Below are 20,509 nucleotides of genomic sequence, written 5' to 3'. Positions count from 1 at the left end.
ATAAAGAGAGCGGCGTGATCGATGGCCACGCCGCTTTCTTGTGAGCAGCCGGTGCTGCATGCGCAGTTTCGCAATTTCTTGTCTGGCAGGCCGAGCCTTTCCAAATCTGCTGAAAAGGGAGGCCGCCTGGCCTATTGGCGAGATGTCGCACCGCAGCTCGTTTCTATCTGCGGTGCGATATGACATCTGGAATATCGTGTTTTTAAACCGACTCGATCAGCCCACAGACCTTGTCGACGATCTCCATCTCCATGTCCGGATAGATGGGAAGGCAGAGCACCTGGAGTGCTGCTTCGCTTGCGACCGGCAGGTTCGACGGCTGGGCGGAAGGCAGGCTGCGATACATCGAGAAGCTTGAAATCAGCGGATAGAAATAGCGGCGCGGATGAATGCCGTTTTCCTTCAGTAACTCATAGAGCCCATCGCGTGAAATGGGATAGCCAGGGCGGACGAGGATCGGGAAATAAGAGAAGTTCGAGACGGTCTCGCCGGATCGGTCCAGGCATTCTATGCCCGCTACGCCGCGGAGCCGCTCGCGGTACGCAGTATCGATGAGCTCACGCCTTTCGAGTGCAAACTTGATGTATTTCAGCTGCAACAGGCCGAGAGCAGCGTTGAATTCGCTCATCTTGCCGTTCGTGCCTGGTGCCACCACGGTCACTTCATCGACGTAGCCGAAATTCTTCAGCTGGTCGATGCGGGTCTTCGTCTTGACATCAGGGCAGATGATGGCCCCGCCTTCGAATGTGTTGAAAACTTTCGTCGCATGGAAGCTCAGGATGGAAAGGTCGCCGTGATTGAGAACGCTTCCCCTTTCGTCCTCCACGCCGAAGGCATGGGCGGCATCATAGATGACCTTGAGATTGTAGAGATCGGCGATCTTCTGGATCGCATCGACGTCGCAAGGGTGGCCGTAGCAATGCACCGGCATGATCGCCGTCGTCTGCTGCGTGATCGCCGCCTCGATCTTCGCTGGATCGAGATTGAGCGTCACCGGATCGATGTCGACGAAGACGGGCTTTAAGCCGTTCCAGAGAAGCGAATGCGAAGTTGCCACGAAGGAATAAGGCGTGGTGATGACTTCGCCCGTGACGCGGAGCGCCTGAAGCGCCGTCAGCAGCGCAACGGTGGCGTTTGAAAAGAGGCTGATGTGCTTCACGCCGAGATGGTTGCAGAGCTCCTGCTCCAGTTGCTCGTGGAATGGCCCGCCATTGGTCAGGATGCGATTGTTCCAGATCGCTTCCAGCGAAGGAATGAATTCTTCAAGCGGCGGCAGGCTGGGCTTCGTTACATAGATCTTTTCGTTTTTCATGACGCCGTCCAGAGTTGGGCCCGATTTCGGAATTGAGCCTGGAACGAACATCCCGGCTTAACCTGTTGCGAAGCTGACCAGCGAAATTCCTGCCAACAGTGTGGCGCAAGCTTCACGTCCAATAGTCGACACCCATACGAATGCCGTAAATTACGAAGACGGCAGCCATTCGCGAAGGACGATACCTTGACGATCAATCAGCCCATTTCTTCTTTGCCGGCCGGTCTTCCTGATCTGGCGCTTCTCACGGAAAAAGCTGCCGGCACGGGATCTGTCATTATCTATCAGCCTTATCTCGATCCTTCGCAGCGCAGCCAGATCGACGCGGCGGCCATGCCGCTCGACATCTCGTTCAATACGCAGGCCACGACCCGCGAATATGAACTCTTCCTCACCCTGTATCAGCATCACGAGGCGATCGGCCTCGGCGACGACGTATTCTGGGGGCTGCTCTCCAGCAAATTCGAGATGAAGTCGGTGACGAGCTTCCCGTCCTTTGTCACGGAGGCGGAAAAGGCCAGGGCAGAAGGTGCGGACGCCTATCTTTACAATCCCCTGATCGGCCACGCGGCGATCTACAGCAACGTTTGGGAACATTCGCTGCTTGGCGGTCATCCCGGTATGGACCCGATTTTCCTGCACATCCAGGACCTCGGCTATCCGATTGCGCCGCCGCAGGACAAGACTGCCTTCGCGTTCTGCAATTATTTCTGCGGAAACCGGAAATTCTGGTCCGGGTATTTCGCCTTTTGCGAACGCATTCTCGAATCGCTGGAACACCAAGCGCGCGCCGGCACGCCGGCGGGTACTGCCTATGCCGGTACGGCTCACTATTCGCGCGATGCCAACGCGAAAATGCGCCCCTTTGTGATCGAGCGCCTGCTCGGGCTTTATGTCCAGCAGGCTGCCGCCTCCGGATTGAAAATCGCCGCCTTCGTACCGGCCCTTGCCGATTTCGAATGGAAATTCGGTATCCGCCTCGGCCGTCTGCTGCATGGCCTCTTCGCCGCCAAGGAAGCCTTTCTGAAGAGCCGTGACGAGGCTCTCCTGACCTCGTGGCAGGAAGGCCGCCAGCCGCTCATCAAGCAGCCGCATCTGATCTGGATGGCCGATGATCCGCCCGGCTGGATGTCGCGCGGTCAGTTCATCGGCGGCCGCGAACTGATGCGCGCCTATGCTCCGCAGGCCTCAGGCGCCTCCCCGACGCCGCAACAGCCGGTGCGGACGGAACGGCCCGCTATATCAGCCGCGCCGAAAATCGAGCAGCCGCTCCGCAATCCGCTGCAGCCCTTCGCCGGCGGATGGCAGGCACACAAGGACCGTCATTGCATCTGGATCGTGACGCCTGAAAACTACAATCACAGCCACGCCTTCGACGAAGTCGCGCTCGGCCTGCAAGGCGCCTTCGAGGAACTCGGCGGCTCGGCACCGATCGTTCGCGACATGAACGCATTCGCCGGCCGTGCGCCGATCATCTACGGCGGCAATCTTCTCCCCGCCGAAATCGTCGGCCATCTGCCGAAGGACAGCCTCATCATCAACCTCGAGCAGGTGTCGGAGGAAAGCAGCTGGATCAATTCGCGCTATACGTCGATTCTGAGGGCGATGCCGGTGCTCGACTACAGCCCGCGCAACCGGGAAAACCTTGCCGCCAAGGGCATCGATCACGCCGGTGTGCTCGAAATCGGCTACAGTGGTTGCCTGAGCCAGATCCAGCACAACCCCGTCAAGGATATCGACGTCCTCTTCTACGGATCGATGAACGAACGTCGCCACCATATCCTGAAGTCGCTCAAGGACGGCGGGCTGAAGGTCGCGCACCTCTTCAACATCTACGGTGCGGAACGCGATGCGGCTATTGCCCGCGCCAAGATCGTCATAAACATCCATCATTATGCGAGCGGCGTCTTCGAGATCGTGCGTATTTCCTATCTGCTCGCCAATCGGGTTTGCGTACTGACGGAGGGCGATATCCGCGATCCAGACCTCCAGCCCTTCATCGGCGGCTTGGCAATTGAGCGCTATGACGACATGATCGAGCGCTGCTACAAGCTGATCGCGGATGCAGACGAGCGCGATGCCATTGCCGCGACAGGCCTTGCGGCCATGCGGAGCCGCTCGCAGGCGGACATGCTGATGAACGTCATGAAGGCCGCAGAAAAGGTAAGTCATGCACATTGAGACCGCGGCCCTCGAAGGCATTGTTGCAATCACGCCGCCACGGTTCGGCGATCATCGCGGCTACTTCTCCGAGGTCTTCAAGGATGCCTGGTTCCGGGAAAATGTGGCCGACGTCACGTTCATCCAGGACAATGAATCGCTTTCGGCGCAGGCCGGAACCGTCCGGGGGCTGCATTTCCAGATACCGCCCCTCGCACAGGGCAAGCTGGTGCGCTGCCTTGCCGGCCGGATCATGGATGTCGTCGTCGACATCCGCGTGGGATCACCGAGCTACGGCAAATGGCTCTCTCAGGAGCTTTCGCCGGAGACCGGCAAACAGCTCTGGATACCGGCCGGTTTCGCACATGGATTCGTAACGATCGAGCCGAACAGCGTCATCAGCTATAAGGTAACTGCTCCCTACAGCCCACAGCATGAGCGGGGCATCGCTTGGAATGATCCGGCGATCGGCATTGGCTGGCCCTTCGATGAGAGAGACATGGTGTCATCCGACAAGGACAAGACGCTGCCGCGGCTTGCCGATCTGCCAAGTCATTTTTCCTATTCAGCACAGCAACCCCAGGATTGATCCACGATGCGCATACTGGTAACGGGCGGAGCGGGCTTCATTGGATCAGCATTGGTGCGCCATCTGGTCAGCGAGATCGGCGCCGAGGTGCTGAATGTCGACGCGCTGACCTATGCCGGCAACCCGGCCTCGCTGAAATCCGTCGAATCGGCGCCGAACTATCAATTTCTGCACGCCGACATCTGCGACCGCGCCAGAATGCTGGAGGCATTCGCGTCGTTCCGCCCTGAGATCGTCATGCATCTGGCGGCCGAGAGTCATGTCGACCGCTCAATCTCGAGCGCGGCCGATTTCATTCAGACCAATATCGTCGGCACATTCAGCCTGCTGGATGCCGCACGGTACTATTGGGATGGGCTTGACGCTCGCGACAAGAGTTCCTTTCGCTTTCTGCATGTCTCGACGGACGAGGTCTACGGCTCGCTCGGCGACGAGGGTCTCTTCGAGGAGACGACGCCTTACGATCCATCCTCGCCCTACTCCGCCTCCAAGGCGGCAAGCGATCATCTGGCGATCGCCTGGCACCGGACCTACGGCCTGCCCGTCGTCGTCTCCAATTGCTCCAACAACTACGGCCCGTTCCATTTTCCGGAAAAACTCATTCCGCTGATGATTCTGAACGCGCTGGAGGGGAAGCCTCTTCCGGTTTACGGCAATGGCGCCAATGTTCGCGACTGGCTCTATGTCGAAGACCACGCCCGCGCGCTCTTCACGATCGCATCCAGAGGGCGCCCCGGCGAGAAATACAATGTCGGCGGCCGCAATGAGCGCAGGAACATCGACGTCGTTCATCGCATCTGCGCTATTCTCGACGGCGTCTACAGTGACAAGGCACCGCATGCGCGTCTGATCACCAAAGTCACCGACCGCCCCGGACACGACGCACGCTACGCGATCGATGCCTCGAAACTCGAAAGCGAACTCGGCTGGAAGGCGCAAGAGACCTTCGAAACCGGCATCGAGAAGACCGTGCACTGGTACTTGGAAAACGAATGGTGGTGGAGGCCGCTGCGCGAAAATGTCTACTCCGGCGAACGCCTCGGCGTTTTCAAGGGACAGTAAGCGATGCGCATTGCGGTTACCGGGAAACAGGGCCAGGTCGTCCAGTCGCTGCTCAGACGCGGCGCCGAAACGGGCCTCGATATCAGCGCGGTCGGTCGTCCGGAAATGGACCTTTCGGATCCTGCAAGCGTCGCGGCTGCCTTCTCAGCCCTGCGCGCGGATGTGATCGTTTCGGCCGCCGCCTATACGGCGGTCGACAAGGCCGAGAGCGAAGCCGAGCTGGCTTTTTCCGTCAATGCGGCAGGGGCCGGTGCGGTTGCCGAGGCTGCCGCGCGGATCGGCGTCCCTGTCATCCACCTTTCGACTGACTACGTCTTCAGCGGCGACAAGGCCTCCGCCTATTGCGAAGAGGATGCGACGGGCCCGATCTCCGTCTACGGGCGTTCGAAGCTCGCAGGCGAGAAGGCCGTCGCGGCAGCGAACCCGAACCACGTCATCTTGCGCACCGCCTGGGTCTATTCGCCCTTTGGCAACAATTTCCTGAAAACCATGCTGCGGCTTGCCGAGACGCGCGATCATCTTCGCGTCGTCGCCGATCAGACAGGATGCCCGACCTCGGCACTCGACATCGCCGACGCGATTCTTGCGATCGCGACCCGTATCATTACGGACCCTGAGCCATCGCTCCGCGGCACCTTTCACCTGACCGGCAGCGGCGAAGCAAGCTGGGCGGATTTCGCCGAAGAGATATTCGCGGAGCTTCTCAAATCCGGCGGCAGAAGCGTCGGCGTCGAGCGCATACCGACGGCGGACTATCCGACACCGGCGAAACGTCCCGCCAATTCACGCCTCAACGGCGACAAGCTGGCCAGAACATATGGAATTCGGCTCCCGGAATGGAAACAGTCCATGACGATCGTCATGCAAGACCTTGTGAACAAGGGGCTTTAAGGAGAAAGCATGAAGGGCATTATTCTCGCCGGCGGCACGGGCACGCGTCTGCATCCAATCACGCAAGCCGTCTCGAAACAGTTGATGCCGGTCTACGACAAACCGATGATCTACTATCCGCTGACGACACTCATGCTCGCCGGGATCAGGGAACTGCTGATCATCACTACGCCTCACGACGTCGAAGCCTTCAAGCGCCTTCTCGGCGACGGCTCGCAATGGGGAATTTCGCTGACCTATGCCGTACAGCCGAGCCCGGACGGCCTCGCCCAGGCCTTTATTATCGGCGCCGACTTCGTGCACGGCGACAGCTCGGCACTCGTTCTCGGCGACAACATCTTCTACGGGCACGGACTGCCGGAAATCATGAAATCCGGCACGAGTCGTCGCGAAGGCGCAACAGTATTCGCCTACCACGTCACCGATCCGGAACGCTATGGTGTTGTCGGCTTCGACGAAAAAATGAATGCACTGTCGATCGAGGAGAAGCCGAAGGAGCCAAAATCGAACTGGGCGGTGACCGGCCTCTATTTCTACGACCAGCAGGTGGTCGATATCGCCGCCAACCTGAAGCCGTCACCGCGCGGTGAATTGGAAATCACCGATGTCAACCGCACCTATCTCGAGCGCGGCCAGCTTTTCGTGGAGTTGATGGGCCGGGGCTATGCCTGGCTCGACACCGGCACGCCTGATAGTCTGCACGATGCCGCGGGTTTCGTCAGCACGCTGGAGAAACGCCAAGGCTTCAAGATCGCCTGTCCCGAAGAAGTCGCCTGGCGCATGGGTTACATCTCACAGGCCGAACTCGCCAAGCTCGCGGCGGAGCTCGGCAAGAGTGCCTACGGCCAATATCTGAGGAAGCTGTCCCCGGATTGGTGAACGATCTGGCCGGCGCCGCGTCACAGTCGGCAGTTGGATGCCTCAGGCGCGCAGGTGATGTTCCGCGCCCGGCATGCCAGTCGTACCGCAACACTGGAAAGCAGTACAGGTTTCTGATTCAGGCGCTCGGGAATTCCGCCAGCCTGGCGGCGTAACGCGCCATGGTGTCGACTTCGAAATTGACGAAATCGCCGGCCTTGCGCTCCCCCCAGGTGGTGACGTCGAGCGTGTGACGGATGAGCAGGACGTCGAAATCGGTGCCGTCGACCGCATTGACGGTCAGCGAAGTGCCGTCGAGTGCGATCGACCCCTTGGGGGCGACGAATTTCGCCAGATGCTCAGGTGCGCGCAGGCGATAACGGGTGGCATCGCCCTCCGATGACACCGAGAGGATTTCCGCCTTGCCGTCGACGTGGCCGGAAACGATGTGGCCGCCGAGTTCATCCCCGATCTTCAACGACCGTTCCAGATTGATACGGCTGCCTTCCCGCCAGGTGCCGATCGTCGTCAGCCGCAACGCCTCTTCCCAGGCCTCGACCTCGAACCAGCGCCCATTGCTGCCTTCGGCCGGAAGGCCCGTCACAGTGAGACAGATGCCGGAATGGGAGATCGAGGCGCCCATATCGATGGTCGCCGGGTCGTAGGCGGTCGCGACGCGGAGCTTGATGCCTTCCTTCAACGACGAAACGGATTCGATCGTACCGATATCAGTAACAATTCCGGTGAACATCAATTCTCTCTTTCATATTCGTCCAGGCGATCGACGCCGAACAACTGCGTGCCCATATGGGTAAAACCGGATGGTATGTCGGTTGCCTGCACCGGGGATTCAATACCACCCTCGCCGATGACGACGGGCGCCTGGTAAAGTTGGATGCGGTCAAGGAGACCGGCTTCGAGGAAAAGCTTCGCCGTCTTGGCGCCGCCCTCGATCAGAAGCGAGGAAATGCCGCGCGTTGCTAGAGCCGGCAGCAGGACTTCCGGATGATAGGGATTGCAATAGACGATCTCGACACCGGCGGCTTCGAGCGCGACGCGGCGAGCGTCTGCGTCGGTTGCGTCAACGGACGAGGCGCCCCCCTCTGCCCTGCCGGGCATCTCCCCCACAGGTGGGGAGATTGGCTGGGAGGTAGCTCCCTGCCCTACATCTTCCGTAGCGAACGGCGACCCGCTGCCTTGAAAATTCGGATCGCGCCTCTTGCCGATCTCCCCCCTTGCGGGTGAGATGCCCGGCAGGACAGAGGGGGGTGACCCTTCCTCTGACCCTAACGGCGAAATCTCTTCACTCGCAACCAAGATGACCGGCACGTCCCGCGCTGTCGCAACCAGCTTGCTGGTCAGTGGCAGTGACAGCAACGGATCGAGCACGATGCGGATCGGCGATTGCGCCTCCAGGCCCGGCGTGCGCACCGTCAGCAGCGGGTCGTCCGATATTGCAGTGCCGATACCGACCAGGATGGCATCGGTTTCGGCCCGCAGCGTCTGAACCTCAGCGCGCGCCTCCGGCCCTGTTATCGCCACTTGGCCCTCCCCTTGGCGGCCGATCATGCCATCGGCGGAAACGGCAAGTTTGAGAGTCACATAGGGGCGGTTCTTCGTCTGGCGGGTGAGATAGGCGGCGAGCGAACGCCGGCCTTCCGCCTCCAGCACACCGGCGTCCACCGCGATGCCGGCTTCGCGCAGCATGGAAATGCCGCGGCCCGAGACACGCGGATCAGGATCGGTGACGCTGATGACGACTCGAGCGACGCCACAGGCGATCAGCGCTTCGGCGCAGGGCGGCGTCTTGCCATGATGCGAGCAGGGTTCGAGCGTGACATAGGCGGTGGCGCCGCGGGCAAGATCGCCAGCTTCGGCAAGCGCCTGCGGCTCGGCATGCGGGCGACCGCCAAGCGCGGTCACGGCTTGGCCAACGACGACGCCGTCCTTGACGATTACGCAGCCGACGGAGGGGTTGGTGGCGGTACGGCCGAGATGCCGGCGCGACAGGCGGATCGCCGCCGCCATGAAACCTTCGTCATCCGGCGTGACGCTCATGGCTCATCTGTCCAGCGGGTCGCGAGCGATTTTGGCGTTGATTTCGGAAATGACCTTCTCGAAATCCTCGGCAAGCGAGAAATCCCGATAGACCGAAGCGTAGCGCACGAAGCCGACATCGTCGAGGCTCTTCATCGCTTCGAGCACCTGTAGACCGATCTGCTCAGAGGAAATCTCGGTTTCGCCGGAGCTCTCGAGCCGGCGGACGATGCCGGAAACGGCGCGTTCGATGCGGTCACGCTCGACCGGACGCTTGCGCAGCGCCACCTCGAAGGAGCGCACCAGCTTGTCGCGATCGAAAGGCACCTTGCGGCCGGTCTTCTTGATCACCATGAGCTCGCGCAGCTGCACGCGCTCGAAGGTGGTGAAGCGGCCGCCGCAATCCGGACAGATACGCCGCCGGCGGATGGACGTATTGTCCTCCGCCGGGCGCGAATCCTTGACCTGAGTATCTTCCGAACCGCAATAGGGGCAGCGCATCGCTACTCCTTATCCCATGTAGTCATACATTGGGAAGCGGTCTGTGAGGTTGACCACCTTGCCGCGCACGGCGGCTTCAACGGCGGCGTTGCCGTCATCGGAATTGGCGACCTTGAGGCCGTCGAGAACCTCGACGATCAAATTGCCGATCTCGCGGAATTCGGCTTCCTTGAAACCACGCGTCGTGCCGGCCGGTGCACCCAAGCGCACGCCGGAGGTGACGAAGGGCTTTTCCGGATCGAAGGGAATGCCGTTCTTATTGCAGGTGATGTAGGCGCGGCCGAGAGCGGCCTCGGCACGCTTGCCGGTGGCGTTCTTCTTGCGCAGGTCGACAAGCATCAGATGGTTGTCGGTGCCGCCGGAAACGACATCGAGGCCGCCTGCGATCAGCGTTTCGGCAAGCGCCCGGGCGTTCTTGACGATCTGGGCTGCATATTCCTTGAATTCCGGCTGCAGCGCCTCACCGAAGGCAACCGCCTTGGCGGCAATGATGTGCATCAGCGGACCACCCTGCAGACCCGGGAAGACGGCCGAATTGAACTTCTTGGCCAGATCCTCCTCGTTGGTGAGGATGACACCACCGCGCGGGCCGCGCAGCGACTTGTGGGTCGTCGTCGTCGCGACATGGCAGTGCGGGAACGGTGACGGATGCTGGCCGCCGGCGACAAGACCGGCGATGTGGGCCATGTCGACCATCAGATAAGCGCCGACCGAGTCGGCGATCTCGCGGAAGCGCTTCCAGTCCCAGATGCGGGAATAGGCTGTGCCGCCGGCGATGATCACCTTCGGCTTGTGCTCTTCGGCCTTGCGGGCGACTTCATCCATGTCGAGCAGGTTGTCGCCTTCGCGCACGCCGTAGGAAACGACGTTGAACCACTTGCCGGACATGTTGACCGGCGAACCATGCGTGAGGTGGCCGCCCGAATTCAGGTCGAGACCCATGAAGGTGTCGCCGGGTTGCAGCAGCGCCAGGAACACGGCCTGGTTCATCTGCGAGCCGGAATTCGGCTGAACGTTGGCGAAATTAACGCCGAACAGCTTCTTGGCACGCTCGATCGCCAGTTCCTCGGCGATATCGACGAACTGGCAGCCGCCGTAATAGCGCTTGCCGGGGTAACCCTCGGCATATTTGTTGGTCATGATGGAGCCCTGGGCTTCCAGCACGGCGCGGGAGACGATGTTCTCGGAAGCGATCAGTTCGATCTCGTGCCGTTGGCGACCGAGTTCCTTTCCGATCGCGCCGAAGATTTCCGGATCGACGTCCGCAAGCGAGCGATTGAAGAAGGATTCGGTGGAAGCATTGGTCATGGGCGGGCTCCTCAACTGGAATGCGCTGAGGTATTAGCCTTCCGCTGTGGCAAGGGCAATACGAAGAACGACATTTGCTGAGCAAAGCGCGCGCTCCAGCCATTTTGCGACAGCGCGGCGCCGAAGAATGATGGCGACGGGACAGAGCGCCTCCGTCAACATAAAAAAAAACCGCGCCGGGAGGGCGCGGTTCGAGGGTGCGATGCAGAGGTCGCCGCTTATTGCACCGGCTGTTCCATGCCAGCCGTGGTATCGAGCGCCAATTCGGCATTGCCGTCCATCTGATAGATGTCGTCGCGGAACTGGACGATGCCGTCGGGCATGCCCCAGGCGGAGATGTAGACGAAGTAGACCGGAACTTCGGTGGCGAGCTTGATCGGCGTGTTGACGCCGCTTGCGATCACCTGCTCCATCTGCTGGCGGCTCCAGCCCGGCGTCTCGCGCAACAGCCAAGTCGACAGGTCGCGCACGTTCTGAACGCGGACGCAGCCCGACGATTCGAAACGCATAAGCTTGTTGAACAGGCCCTGCTGCGGCGTGTCGTGCATGTACTCGCCGTTTTTGTTGTAGAAGTTGATCTTCGTCGACGCCATGGCGTTGATCTTGCCCGGGTCCTGGCGGAACTGCAGGTTCGGCGCCTCGCCGTTCCAATCGATAGTCTCCGGAGAAACCTCATTTCCCTTGCCGTCGATCAGGCGGATCGCATTCTTTTCGAGATAGGTCGGATCCTTGCGCATCAGCGGCATGATGTCCTTTTCGACGATCGAGCGCGGCGCGGTCCAGTAGGGATTGAGGATGACTTCGTAGATCTTCGAATTGACGAGATGCGTCGGGCGGCTCAGACGGCCGACGACCGCGGTATGGCGCGTCGCAACGCTGCCGTCTTCCACAGCCTCGACATAGGCGGCCGGAATGTTGACCATCAGGTGGCGGCGGCCGAGATCTTCCGGGAAAGTCTGCAGGCGAACCAGATTGGTGTTCAACTGCTGCAGACGGACATCGGCCGGAATGTTCATCGCCTTCAGCGTGAATTCGCCGAGAACGCCGTCGGACGGCAGGCCGTGACGCGCCTGGAAGCGCTTGACTGCGCCGTCGACATAGGAATCGAAGGCATTCGACATGCCTGCCTCGCGCGGCAGGTCGCCGGTGATCGCAAGGCGCTGGCGCAGCACCTGAACGGCGGGAGAGGAAACGCCGAGCTGCAGGCGCTGATCACCGGGATTGACTTCAGGCCAGCCGCCGGCGGCCGCAATCTGCTGATACTGCATGATCGCCTGCTGGGCACTCGCGACCGATTGGGGACCAAGGATCGGCGTGTTGGAAACGACAGCGGTCGCCGTGCGCGAAGCCGCCTTCGCATCGAACTGGTCGTCCCAGTTGCCGCGGCGCGGTGCGTTGATCAGCGTATCGAGCGCCGACTGCGCCAATGCCGGCGCGGCCATCGCGCCGGCGCCAATCGTTGCCGCGGACGCAAGGAAAGCGCGGCGCGAGAGAGCTTCATTTCCGTTTTTCTTCGACATAGTCCCAACCACTGAATGCCGCTATGAAGGAAGCGCGGCGCTTTGCGATATCACTGCGCCGTAACGCAGATCCCTATCCATTCGTTCTCCCGGCACATCGGAAAACTCCGCCCGCCGCATCACAAGATTGCGATGCGAAAGCCAGAACGTTCCTGGTTCATTGAAAGCGCCGGTTGTTAAACATTCCGCTGCCACACCAATATGGCCAATTCGTGTTTTCAGGCCGAGGGCAACTGCCGATGGCCGGGTTCATCACGCAACGAACCATATGACGGGTAAATCGTGCCGGTTAATAACGGCTAAAAAACGGCTTGGATACCGGCCCTTACGCTTGGCCGCCATGCGTTGCAAAGATGCCACGGAGCGCAAACGGCACAACCGGACGCGCAGGGAACGCATCCGGTTTTCTTCAACCCTGAAAGGAGGTGGAGGGTCTTAGAGACGATACATGATCGAGTCGTTCCAGAAGCGGTCGAGGCGCTGGAGCAGCTTGTTCATCTGGGTGAACTCGTCGGTGCCGATGCCGCCGACCTTGTCGATCGAGGCGATGTGGCGTTCGTAGAGCTTGGCGACCGTTTCGGCGATGTCCTGGCCGGTTTCGGTCAGGCTGATGCGGACCGAGCGGCGGTCGATGCGGGAGCGCTGGTGGTTGATGAAGCCGAGGTCGACCAGCTTCTTGACATTGTAGGAAACGTTAGAGCCGAGATAGTAGCCACGGGAGCGCAGCTCGCCGGCGGTCAGCTCCGAATTGCCGATGTTGAAAAGGAGCAGCGCCTGGATGGCGTTGACGTCGCTGCGACCCTGACGGTCGAACTCGTCCTTGATGACGTCGAGAAGACGGCGATGAAGACGTTCGACAAGATGAAGGGATTCCATGTAAAGATCACGGATGCCCTGATCCTGCTGGTCACGGAAGTTGGATACCGCCTGCGGCTTGATTTTCGTGTTCATATTGACTGCCTCACTGTTTGTTTGGCGGTGTCGTTTTCTTCCCGCCTTGAGTGAGACCCTATCGAATACATATAAAATTCGACTTAAACCGCAGGCTTAATGGAGCCTTACCGGAAACTCCACGTTGTCTCAGGGTAAATCAACACTTACCTGGCGGCGGTGCCGGCGCTTTTCCAGCCAGAGCAACAGGCGGAAAATGCAGTAGACCGCGGCGACCATGAGATGCAGCAGGATGATCAGTTTGTTGGGCCCGAAAATGTCAGGCAGCAGGCCATACATCAGGATCTGCCCGCCTGCTGCCAGCACCCAAATAACCGGTCCCCAGGAAACGGTGAGCCAGAGGCCGAGGGAGGCGACGGGGAAAAGCACGGCAAGGCTGGTGCTCGCCACCTTCCACGGCAGGCTCAACAGATCGAAGCGGCCGGCACCGACCAGCGAATAGCCGACGAGCATCGCCCAGTATTGCAGGCCGAACCAGAAGCAGGATACGGCAACCAGCCTCAGGAAGAGAATGAAGAGAAGATCCGCCAGTGTGCGTCTCGGGATCGTCGGGCTATCGGGTTCCATGGCGCAGACATCGGTTCGGGGTTGCATTGTCATAAGGGTGGTTTTCCGCCGCGGCCAATCGTCCGGTTTGGATTTTCCGGGCGCCATGATAATGAGCGCTCCGATAAATGGAATGGGCCAGGGATAGATATCATGCAGGATAAGACGCATCTCGTCGACGACATCACCGGCCATCGCCGCATGCGGCGCAATCGCAAGGCAGACTGGACGCGACGCCTTGTACAGGAGAACCGGCTGACGGTCGATGACCTGATCTGGCCGATCTTCATCGTGCCGGGCTCCGGTATCATCGATCCGATCCCGGCCATGCCCGGCGTCAACCGCATGAGCATCGACAAGGCCGTCGAGGCCGCGCGCGAAGCGGCGGGCTTCGGCATTCCGGCGCTGGCGACCTTTCCCAATATCGAGATGGAGTTGCGCGACGAGACGGGTTCGAACAGCCTCGAGGCCAATAATCTGATCAACCAGGCCACGGCGGCGATCAAGAAGGCGGTGCCCAATATCGGCGTCATCACCGACGTCGCGCTCGATCCCTTCACCAGCCATGGCCATGACGGAATCTTGAGAGACGGCGAGATCGTCAACGACGAGACGGTCGATCAGGTGGCGCGCGCCGCCGTGATGCAGGCCGATGCCGGCGCCGACATCATCGCCCCATCGGAGATGATGGACGGGCGCATTGGCGCCATCCGTATGGCGCTCGATGCGGCCGGCCACCAGAGTGTCGGCATCATGAGCTATGCGACGAAATTCGCTTCGGCCTTTTATGGCCCATATCGGGAGGCGATCTCGACCGGCGGGCTGCTGAAAGGCGACAAGAAGACTTATTATATCGACCCTGCCAACGGCACAGAAGCGATCCGCGACGCCGCCCTCGACGTCGAGGAAGGCGCCGACATGCTGATGGTCAAGCCTGGCCTGCCCTATCTCGACATCTGCTGGCGGATGAAGGAGGCCTTCGGCCTGCCGACCTTCGCCTACCAAGTGTCCGGTGAGTATACGCAGATCAAGGCCGCAGCGATGAACGGCTGGATCGACGGCGAGCGGGCGATGCTCGAAACGCTGCTGTCGTTCAAGCGGGCGGGATGCGACGGCATCCTCACCTATTTCGCGATCGAGGTGGCGAAAATTCTCGCAAAGAGGTGATTTCGGGGCGAATGATTGTATTTCGCCCCGCCGACACCATATCAGCGGCGTCGCTTTTGCGAGAGGAGATTGAGATGAGCTACAACCCCAATCCGCTTTATGCCGCACCGGAGGACTGGCGCGCCTATAGCGGCGTGTTGAGCCGCCGTGTCTTTGCCTTCATCCTCGATTACCTCATCGTGGCGCTGCTGTGCATTCCCGCGGCGATCGTTCTGTTCTTCCTGTCGATCGTCACGCTCGGCCTCGGCTTCTTCCTCTACCCTGCCCTCTTCGTCATCGTAGCGGGCCTTTACTTCGGTCTGACCGTCGGTGGGTCGAGCCAGGCTTCGCTCGGCATGCGGGCAATGGGTATAGCGATCGTGCGCGTCGACGGACGGCCGATGGATTTTCTGACGGCGATCGTGCATCTGGCGCTGTTCTGGATCCTCAACTCGGTGCTGACGCCGCTCATCCTGCTTGCCGGCCTGTTCATCGAGCGTAGCCGCCTCATCCACGACCTCCTGGTCGGCACAGTGACGGTACGCACGGCCTGAGACGCTGGCGGCGGAGGCGAAAAAAGTCTCCGCCTTCCCTGTACCGGGGATGACGACGCTCCATATCCAAAATTAGAAGACCGAAATGAAGGGCGAAGATCACCGCGCTGTTGACGTTTTCTATTCTTAGGTCATGCTGTCAGAAAACGGCACTGTCTCGACAAGGAAACTTCCGCGACAAATGAATACGCAGACGACGCCATCCCCGCAGTTTTATCTGACGGCTCCGGCTGCGTGTCCGTATCTGCCGCATGAGATGGAGCGGAAGGTCTTCACTCATCTGGTCGGCCCGCGGGCCGCCGAGATGAACGACATCCTCACCCAGGGCGGCTTCCGCCGCTCGCAGAACATCGCCTACCGTCCAGCGTGCGAATCCTGTCGCGCCTGCGTTTCCGTGCGGATTCTCGCCCAGGAATTCGAACCGACGAAATCGATGAAACGGGTGCTTGCCGCCAATTCCGACGTCATCGCCACCGAATTCGCAGCCCAGCCGTCCAGCGAGCAATATTCACTCTTCCGGCGCTATCTCGATTTCCGCCACCAGCAGGGCGGCATGTCCGACATGACCGTGCTCGATTATGCGATCATGGTGGAAGACACGCATGTGAACACGCGAATCATCGAATATCGTCGGCGTGAGGAAGGCTCCGGGCTGGAGGAGCGGCCGAAGGGCGAACTGCTTGCCGCCGCGCTGACCGACACGATGAGCGACGGGCTGTCGATGGTCTATTCCTATTTCAATCCGGCGCTCGAGCGGCGTTCGCTCGGCACTTTCATGATTCTCGACCATGTCAGGCGCACAAAAGCGCTCGGGCTGCCGCATGTCTACCTTGGCTATTGGGTTCAGGGATCACGGAAAATGGATTATAAGACGCGTTTCCAGCCGCAGGAGCATCTGACCCCGCGCGGCTGGGAACGTTTCGACCCCTCCTCCATGCCCGAAAGCACCCACGACTGAATGTTCCCCACCGCTCTTTCCGATCATCGGAAGGGTCTGCTGCTGACGGCGATCGGCGGGCTGGCGCTTTCCATGGATATCCCGCTCGTCCGTCTTGGCGACGGTGACATCTGGTCGATTCTCGGAATGCGGAGCGTGGCAACGGTTCTCGCCACACTCGTCATCCTGGGAGCAATGCGCCTTGTTTCAGGCACGTGGCCGGTGCTTGTTCCGGGCCGACCCGGTCTGCTCGCCGGTATGCTGTACGGCCTCTCTTCCCTCACTTTCGTGCTGGCCGTCTTCAATACGGCCACAGCCAATGTCGTCTTCATCGTCGCCTTCAACCCGATGTTCGGGGCTCTTCTTTCCTGGATTTTCCTTAAGGAGAAGCCCCCGGCCGCAACGCTGATCTCAATGCTGTTCATGATCCTTGGCGTTGGATTGATCGTGAGCGGAGGACTTTCCAGCGGCCATGTTTTTGGCGACGCCATGGCGCTTCTCAGCGCGCTTATTCTTGCCGCAGCCATCACCGTCGGACGGGCCTCGCGCCGGCAAATGGGCTTCGTGCCGCTGCTTGCGGCCGTCCTGCCGGCCGCGCTCGGTCTCGCGCAAGCTCTGCCCTCAGGGGTTTCCGTCGCTCATCCCGGTTGGATCCTCTTCAACGGCGCCGTCATGATGCCGGTCGCCTTCTGGTGCCTTGCGACTGGGCCGCGTTATCTTTCCGCGCCTGAAGTCGGCATGTTCTATCTGCTGGAAACGGTGCTCGCGCCGATCTGGGTCTGGCTGATCTTTGCCGAAACGCCGGCGACGATGACACTCGTCGGCGGCGGCATCCTGACGGCAACGATCGCCGTGCATTCCCTCTGGATGGCCCGACGCAAGAGCGTCAGGCAAGTCTCTTTGATGTGACGTTGTCGCCTGCTCGACGCAGGCACCTTGGATCCGCCCGCGGCCGGCCGATGCATAAGGCCAATTACGGTTGCGACCATGTCGTCGGCTCGACGCCGCATAGCTTTGGCCTTGTCCGCGACGGCAACAAAAGCATCGAGATCGTCGCCGCCGGTGTATTCCTGCTCGAAAAATGGCTACGAGATTGAGACCACCGACGCCGATCTCTAGGCTTTCATCCTCGCCGTCGCCGCCGACGAGATGGAGGAAGAAGGCGCGCCCCGCGTCCTGCGGGATTCCAGCGTGCCGCTCAACCGGTAGCCTTCAACTGCTGCTGTTCCAGTTCCCGGCCGAGCGCTTTGACGACATGCGCCCAGCCTTGCCGTGTTTTCTCCTCGTGTGCGGCCCATTCGGCGCACATTTCGTGGGTCAATGTCAGGCGGCTGCCGCCGCCGAGAGGCTCGATGTCGATTTCGACGCGATCGCAATTGTGATCGTGATCCTCGACAGAAAAGCTGAAGACCATGCGTCGCGGGCGCTTCAATTCCAGGAAGACGCCCTGGTGAAAAGCATCGCCGGTCGGACGGCGGTCGACGACGAAGAAACGGCCCCCGACGCGCGGATCGATGTCGGCACGGATGACATGACCATCATCGGTCGCAAACAGGAAACGGCGGGCAATTTCGGGGTTGAGCCAGGCGTCGTAAACGACAGCGGGCGGCGCCTTGTAGGTGTGGCTAACATGCAATTTGATGGTGCTGGCGGGCATCGATTTTCCTCCGGTAGGGGCACGTGCGCCTTCCCGAAGCGCAACGAGCCACAGCCGTTCCGTCCGCCCACGCAACCGGCCTTCTCTTCTTTTTGTTAACAGGAATGAGATAGAGACGTTGCCGCGCCCGCCAAGAGCCGAGCGCAGAATTTATTTCCGCCTGAAATAATGAGTTACCACCCCGCACCTCATCAGGTGAGCAGTATGAACTCAGCCAGCGAATTTGCCGCTGCGCGGAAAACCCTTTGGCACGGTGCGGCCAGCGCTGGCGCGATCGCCCAGCCATTCGGCGAGCTCGTCCTTGTTCTTCGTGAAGGTGCGGCCGGCGCTGTCTTCCCAGAAGAGGCCGTCCGATATCGCGAAGCAGCGGACGTCGGAAATGCCACCATCCTTGTAGCGCTGCAGACGCACGCCCTTGCCGCGCGACATTTCCGGCACCTGCGCGAGCGGAAATACCAGCAGCTTGCGGTTTTCGCCGACGACGGCGACATGGTCGCCGCTAACGGGCACCAGCAGTTGCGTTTCCTCCGGCAGCGCGACATTCATGATCTGCTTGCCTTTGCGCGTATTGGCAACCAGCTCCGCCTCTGGAACGACGAAGCCGTTGCCCGCCGTCGAGACGATCAGCTGCTTGCGGGTGGGATCGTGGACAAAGGCGGTCAGCACCGCCTGATCGTTGTCCATGTCGACCATAATGCGCAATGGTTCGCCGTGGCCGCGACCGCCCGGCAGCTTATCGCCACCGAGTGTGAAGGCCTTGCCGCCAGTCGTGACGATCAGGATCTTGTCCGTCGTCTGCGCCGGGAAGGCCACTTTCAAGCCGTCCCCTTCCTTGAAGGTCAGCGTCGCCGTCTCGGAGATGTGGCCCTTCAGGGCGCGGATCCAGCCCTTTTCTGATATGACGACAGTGATCGGTTCCTTCTCGATCATCGCCTGCTGGATCGCCTCTTCATCGGCCTCAGGCGCTTCGGCGAACTGGGTGCGGCGGCGGCCGACCTCGGTCGCTTTAGCGAATTTCTTCTTCACTTCACCGATTTCCCAGGCGACCGTCTGCCACTGCTTGTCGTCGGAGGCAAGCAGCGCCTCGATCTCGCTCTTTTCCTTGGTGAGTTCGTCGAACTCCTTGCGGATCTCGAATTCTTCCAGCTTGCGCAAGGCGCGCAGCCGCATGTTGAGGATCGCTTCGACCTGGTTATCAGTCAGGTCCCATCGCGCCATCATCACGGGCTTCGGCTCGTCTTCCTCGCGGATGATCCGGATCACCTCATCGATGTTGAGGTAAGCGATCAGAAGACCGCCGAGGATTTCGAGACGCTTGTCGATTGCCGCCAAACGGAAGCGTGACCGGCGCTGCAAGACCTCGCGACGGTGGTCCAGCCACTCCTTCAGCACCTCGTTCAGCGCCATGACCTTGGGAATGCGCCCCATGGACAGGACGTTCATGTTGAGCGGGAAGCGGCTTTCGAGCTCCGTCAGCTTGAACATCGATTCCATCAGAATCGTCGGATCGACGCTGCGGGACTTCGGCACCAGGACGATGCGGATATCCTCGGCCGATTCGTCGCGAATGTCTTCTAGCAGCGGCAGCTTGCGGGCGATCAGCAGCTCGGCGATCTTCTCGATCAGCCGTGATTTCTGCACCTGGAAGGGAATTTCGGTGATGATGATCTGGTAGCCGCCGCGGCCCAGATCCTCCGTCTGCCATTTCGCCCGCACGCGGAAGCCGCCGCGGCCGGTGCGGTAGCTCTCGATGATGCTGTCGCGGCTGTCGATAATGATTCCGCCGGTCGGGAAATCCGGACCGGGAATGAATTCGACGAGCTTTTCGACGGTCGCATCGGGATGCTTGATCAGATGCAGGGCCGCGTCGCAAAGCTCATGGGCATTATGAGACGGGATCGAGGTCGCCATGCCGACGGCGATGCCGGAGGAGCCATTGGCAAGCAGGTTCGGGAAGGCGCCGGGGAGGACGACCGGCTCGGAATTCGATTCATCATAGGTATCGCGGAAATCAACGGCATCCTGGTCGATGCCTTCGAGCAGCAGCTCGGAAACCGCTGTCATCTTCGACTCGGTGTAACGCATGGCGGCGGGGCTGTCGCCATCGATATTGCCGAAATTGCCCTGGCCGTTGACCAACGTGTAGCGCTGCGAGAAATCCTGGGCGAGACGGGCAAGCGCGTCGTAGATCGACTGGTCGCCATGCGGGTGGTAGTTACCCATCACCTCGCCGACGATTTTGGCGCATTTTCTGAAGGCTGAAGTCGGCCTCAGACCCATCTCGTTCATCGCGTAGACGATGCGGCGATGGACAGGCTTCAGCCCATCGCGCACGTCGGGCAAGGCGCGGTGCATGATGGTCGACAGTGCATAGGCGAGGTAACGCTGCTCGAGCGCCGCCTTCAGGTCGACCGGCTGGATGTTGTCGTCGTCTCCGCCGGAAGGCGGCAAAATCTCTTGTCCCATGGGCCTTGACTAGC

Annotated in this window: 21 protein-coding genes; 11 read left to right on the top strand and 10 right to left on the bottom strand. The window is 60.6% G+C overall.

Translation table 11 applies throughout. The features are described from left to right. Positions 1–21 precede the first annotated feature (21 nt). A complete protein-coding gene (locus tag RHE_RS33475; protein WP_166486894.1) occupies positions 22–183 on the top strand; it encodes a hypothetical protein in 162 nt (53 codons plus the stop codon). 19 nt (positions 184–202) lie between these two features. Here RHE_RS33475 and RHE_RS07740 read toward each other — a convergent pair whose 3' ends face one another. After that, on the bottom strand, positions 203–1,312 hold the full coding sequence (locus tag RHE_RS07740; RefSeq protein WP_042118212.1) for a DegT/DnrJ/EryC1/StrS family aminotransferase: 1,110 nt from the start codon (positions 1,310–1,312) through the stop codon (positions 203–205). Between the two features lie 186 nt (positions 1,313–1,498). On the opposite strand from RHE_RS07740, the gene RHE_RS07735 reads away from it, so the two are divergent. Genes RHE_RS07735 through rfbA form a run of 5 tightly spaced genes read left to right on the top strand, consistent with a single transcriptional unit; the run spans position 1,499 to position 6,893 of the window. Next, positions 1,499–3,493, top strand: coding sequence for a CgeB family protein (locus tag RHE_RS07735; protein WP_042118210.1), 1,995 nt, complete (start codon positions 1,499–1,501; stop codon positions 3,491–3,493). Beyond that, a complete protein-coding gene (gene rfbC, locus RHE_RS07730; RefSeq protein WP_011424846.1) occupies positions 3,483–4,061 on the top strand; it encodes a dTDP-4-dehydrorhamnose 3,5-epimerase in 579 nt (192 codons plus the stop codon). The genes RHE_RS07735 and rfbC overlap by 11 nt, the downstream gene beginning before the upstream one ends. 6 nt (positions 4,062–4,067) lie before the next feature. Next, on the top strand, positions 4,068–5,123 hold the full coding sequence (gene rfbB, locus RHE_RS07725; RefSeq protein ID WP_011424845.1) for a dTDP-glucose 4,6-dehydratase: 1,056 nt from the start codon (positions 4,068–4,070) through the stop codon (positions 5,121–5,123). Between the two features lie 3 nt (positions 5,124–5,126). After that, on the top strand, positions 5,127–6,014 hold the full coding sequence (rfbD, locus tag RHE_RS07720) for a dTDP-4-dehydrorhamnose reductase (protein ID WP_011424844.1): 888 nt from the start codon (positions 5,127–5,129) through the stop codon (positions 6,012–6,014). A 9-nt stretch (positions 6,015–6,023) separates the two neighbouring features. Next, the gene (gene rfbA, locus RHE_RS07715; protein ID WP_011424843.1) at positions 6,024–6,893 is read left to right on the top strand and encodes a glucose-1-phosphate thymidylyltransferase RfbA; all 870 of its coding nucleotides are present in this window, start codon (positions 6,024–6,026) and stop codon (positions 6,891–6,893) included. Positions 6,894–7,011: 118 nt separating this feature from the next. Here the strand turns inward: rfbA and RHE_RS07710 are convergent, their stop codons facing one another. From RHE_RS07710 to RHE_RS07680, 7 genes are all read right to left on the bottom strand, one after another. Then, positions 7,012–7,623 carry a riboflavin synthase gene (locus RHE_RS07710; RefSeq protein WP_011424842.1) on the bottom strand — a complete coding sequence of 204 codons (612 nt, stop codon included), beginning with the start codon at positions 7,621–7,623 and terminating at the stop codon, positions 7,012–7,014. Beyond that, positions 7,623–8,930 carry a bifunctional diaminohydroxyphosphoribosylaminopyrimidine deaminase/5-amino-6-(5-phosphoribosylamino)uracil reductase RibD gene (ribD, locus tag RHE_RS07705; protein WP_011424841.1) on the bottom strand — a complete coding sequence of 436 codons (1,308 nt, stop codon included), beginning with the start codon at positions 8,928–8,930 and terminating at the stop codon, positions 7,623–7,625. The genes RHE_RS07710 and ribD overlap by 1 nt, the downstream gene beginning before the upstream one ends. Before the next feature lie 3 nt (positions 8,931–8,933). After that, on the bottom strand, positions 8,934–9,410 hold the full coding sequence (gene nrdR, locus RHE_RS07700) for a transcriptional regulator NrdR (protein WP_003547190.1): 477 nt from the start codon (positions 9,408–9,410) through the stop codon (positions 8,934–8,936). Positions 9,411–9,419: 9 nt separating this feature from the next. Further along, positions 9,420–10,718, bottom strand: a complete 1,299-nt coding sequence (glyA, locus tag RHE_RS07695; protein WP_011424840.1) for a serine hydroxymethyltransferase — start codon at positions 10,716–10,718, stop codon at positions 9,420–9,422. Between the two features lie 218 nt (positions 10,719–10,936). After that, on the bottom strand, positions 10,937–12,238 hold the full coding sequence (locus RHE_RS07690) for a L,D-transpeptidase family protein (protein WP_011424839.1): 1,302 nt from the start codon (positions 12,236–12,238) through the stop codon (positions 10,937–10,939). A gap of 435 nt (positions 12,239–12,673) precedes the next feature. Further along, the gene (gene ldtR / locus RHE_RS07685) at positions 12,674–13,189 is read right to left on the bottom strand and encodes a transcriptional regulator LdtR (RefSeq protein WP_004673822.1); all 516 of its coding nucleotides are present in this window, start codon (positions 13,187–13,189) and stop codon (positions 12,674–12,676) included. A gap of 129 nt (positions 13,190–13,318) precedes the next feature. Beyond that, positions 13,319–13,756: a DUF6163 family protein gene (locus RHE_RS07680; protein WP_041678856.1), complete on the bottom strand. Its 438-nt coding sequence runs from the start codon at positions 13,754–13,756 to the stop codon at positions 13,319–13,321. A gap of 132 nt (positions 13,757–13,888) precedes the next feature. Here RHE_RS07680 and hemB point away from each other — a divergent pair, with 132 nt between their 5' ends. From hemB to RHE_RS34265, 5 genes are all read left to right on the top strand, one after another. Then, positions 13,889–14,902 carry a porphobilinogen synthase gene (gene hemB / locus RHE_RS07675; protein WP_011424837.1) on the top strand — a complete coding sequence of 338 codons (1,014 nt, stop codon included), beginning with the start codon at positions 13,889–13,891 and terminating at the stop codon, positions 14,900–14,902. Between the two features lie 74 nt (positions 14,903–14,976). Further along, positions 14,977–15,435 (top strand): RDD family protein, encoded by a 459-nt coding sequence (locus RHE_RS07670; RefSeq protein WP_011424836.1) that lies wholly within the window; start codon positions 14,977–14,979, stop codon positions 15,433–15,435. A gap of 181 nt (positions 15,436–15,616) precedes the next feature. Further along, positions 15,617–16,393: an arginyltransferase gene (locus tag RHE_RS07665; protein WP_011424835.1), complete on the top strand. Its 777-nt coding sequence runs from the start codon at positions 15,617–15,619 to the stop codon at positions 16,391–16,393. Then, positions 16,394–17,281, top strand: a complete 888-nt coding sequence (locus RHE_RS07660; protein WP_042118206.1) for a DMT family transporter — start codon at positions 16,394–16,396, stop codon at positions 17,279–17,281. A 50-nt stretch (positions 17,282–17,331) separates the two neighbouring features. Further along, positions 17,332–17,469, top strand: a complete 138-nt coding sequence (locus RHE_RS34265) for a hypothetical protein (protein ID WP_244425778.1) — start codon at positions 17,332–17,334, stop codon at positions 17,467–17,469. Between the two features lie 101 nt (positions 17,470–17,570). Here RHE_RS34265 and RHE_RS07650 read toward each other — a convergent pair whose 3' ends face one another. Together RHE_RS07650 and parC are read right to left on the bottom strand one after the other, a co-directional pair. Continuing rightward, positions 17,571–18,029 (bottom strand): SRPBCC family protein, encoded by a 459-nt coding sequence (locus RHE_RS07650; protein ID WP_020920940.1) that lies wholly within the window; start codon positions 18,027–18,029, stop codon positions 17,571–17,573. A gap of 210 nt (positions 18,030–18,239) precedes the next feature. Next, complete coding sequence (parC, locus tag RHE_RS07645) at positions 18,240–20,495, bottom strand: DNA topoisomerase IV subunit A (RefSeq protein ID WP_011424832.1); 2,256 nt, start codon at positions 20,493–20,495, stop codon at positions 18,240–18,242. Positions 20,496–20,509 lie beyond the last annotated feature (14 nt).

The organism is Rhizobium etli CFN 42, assembly GCF_000092045.1.
GTDB classification, from domain to species: Bacteria; Pseudomonadota; Alphaproteobacteria; order Rhizobiales; family Rhizobiaceae; genus Rhizobium; species Rhizobium etli.
This window is presented reverse-complemented; position numbering and strand designations above follow the sequence as displayed.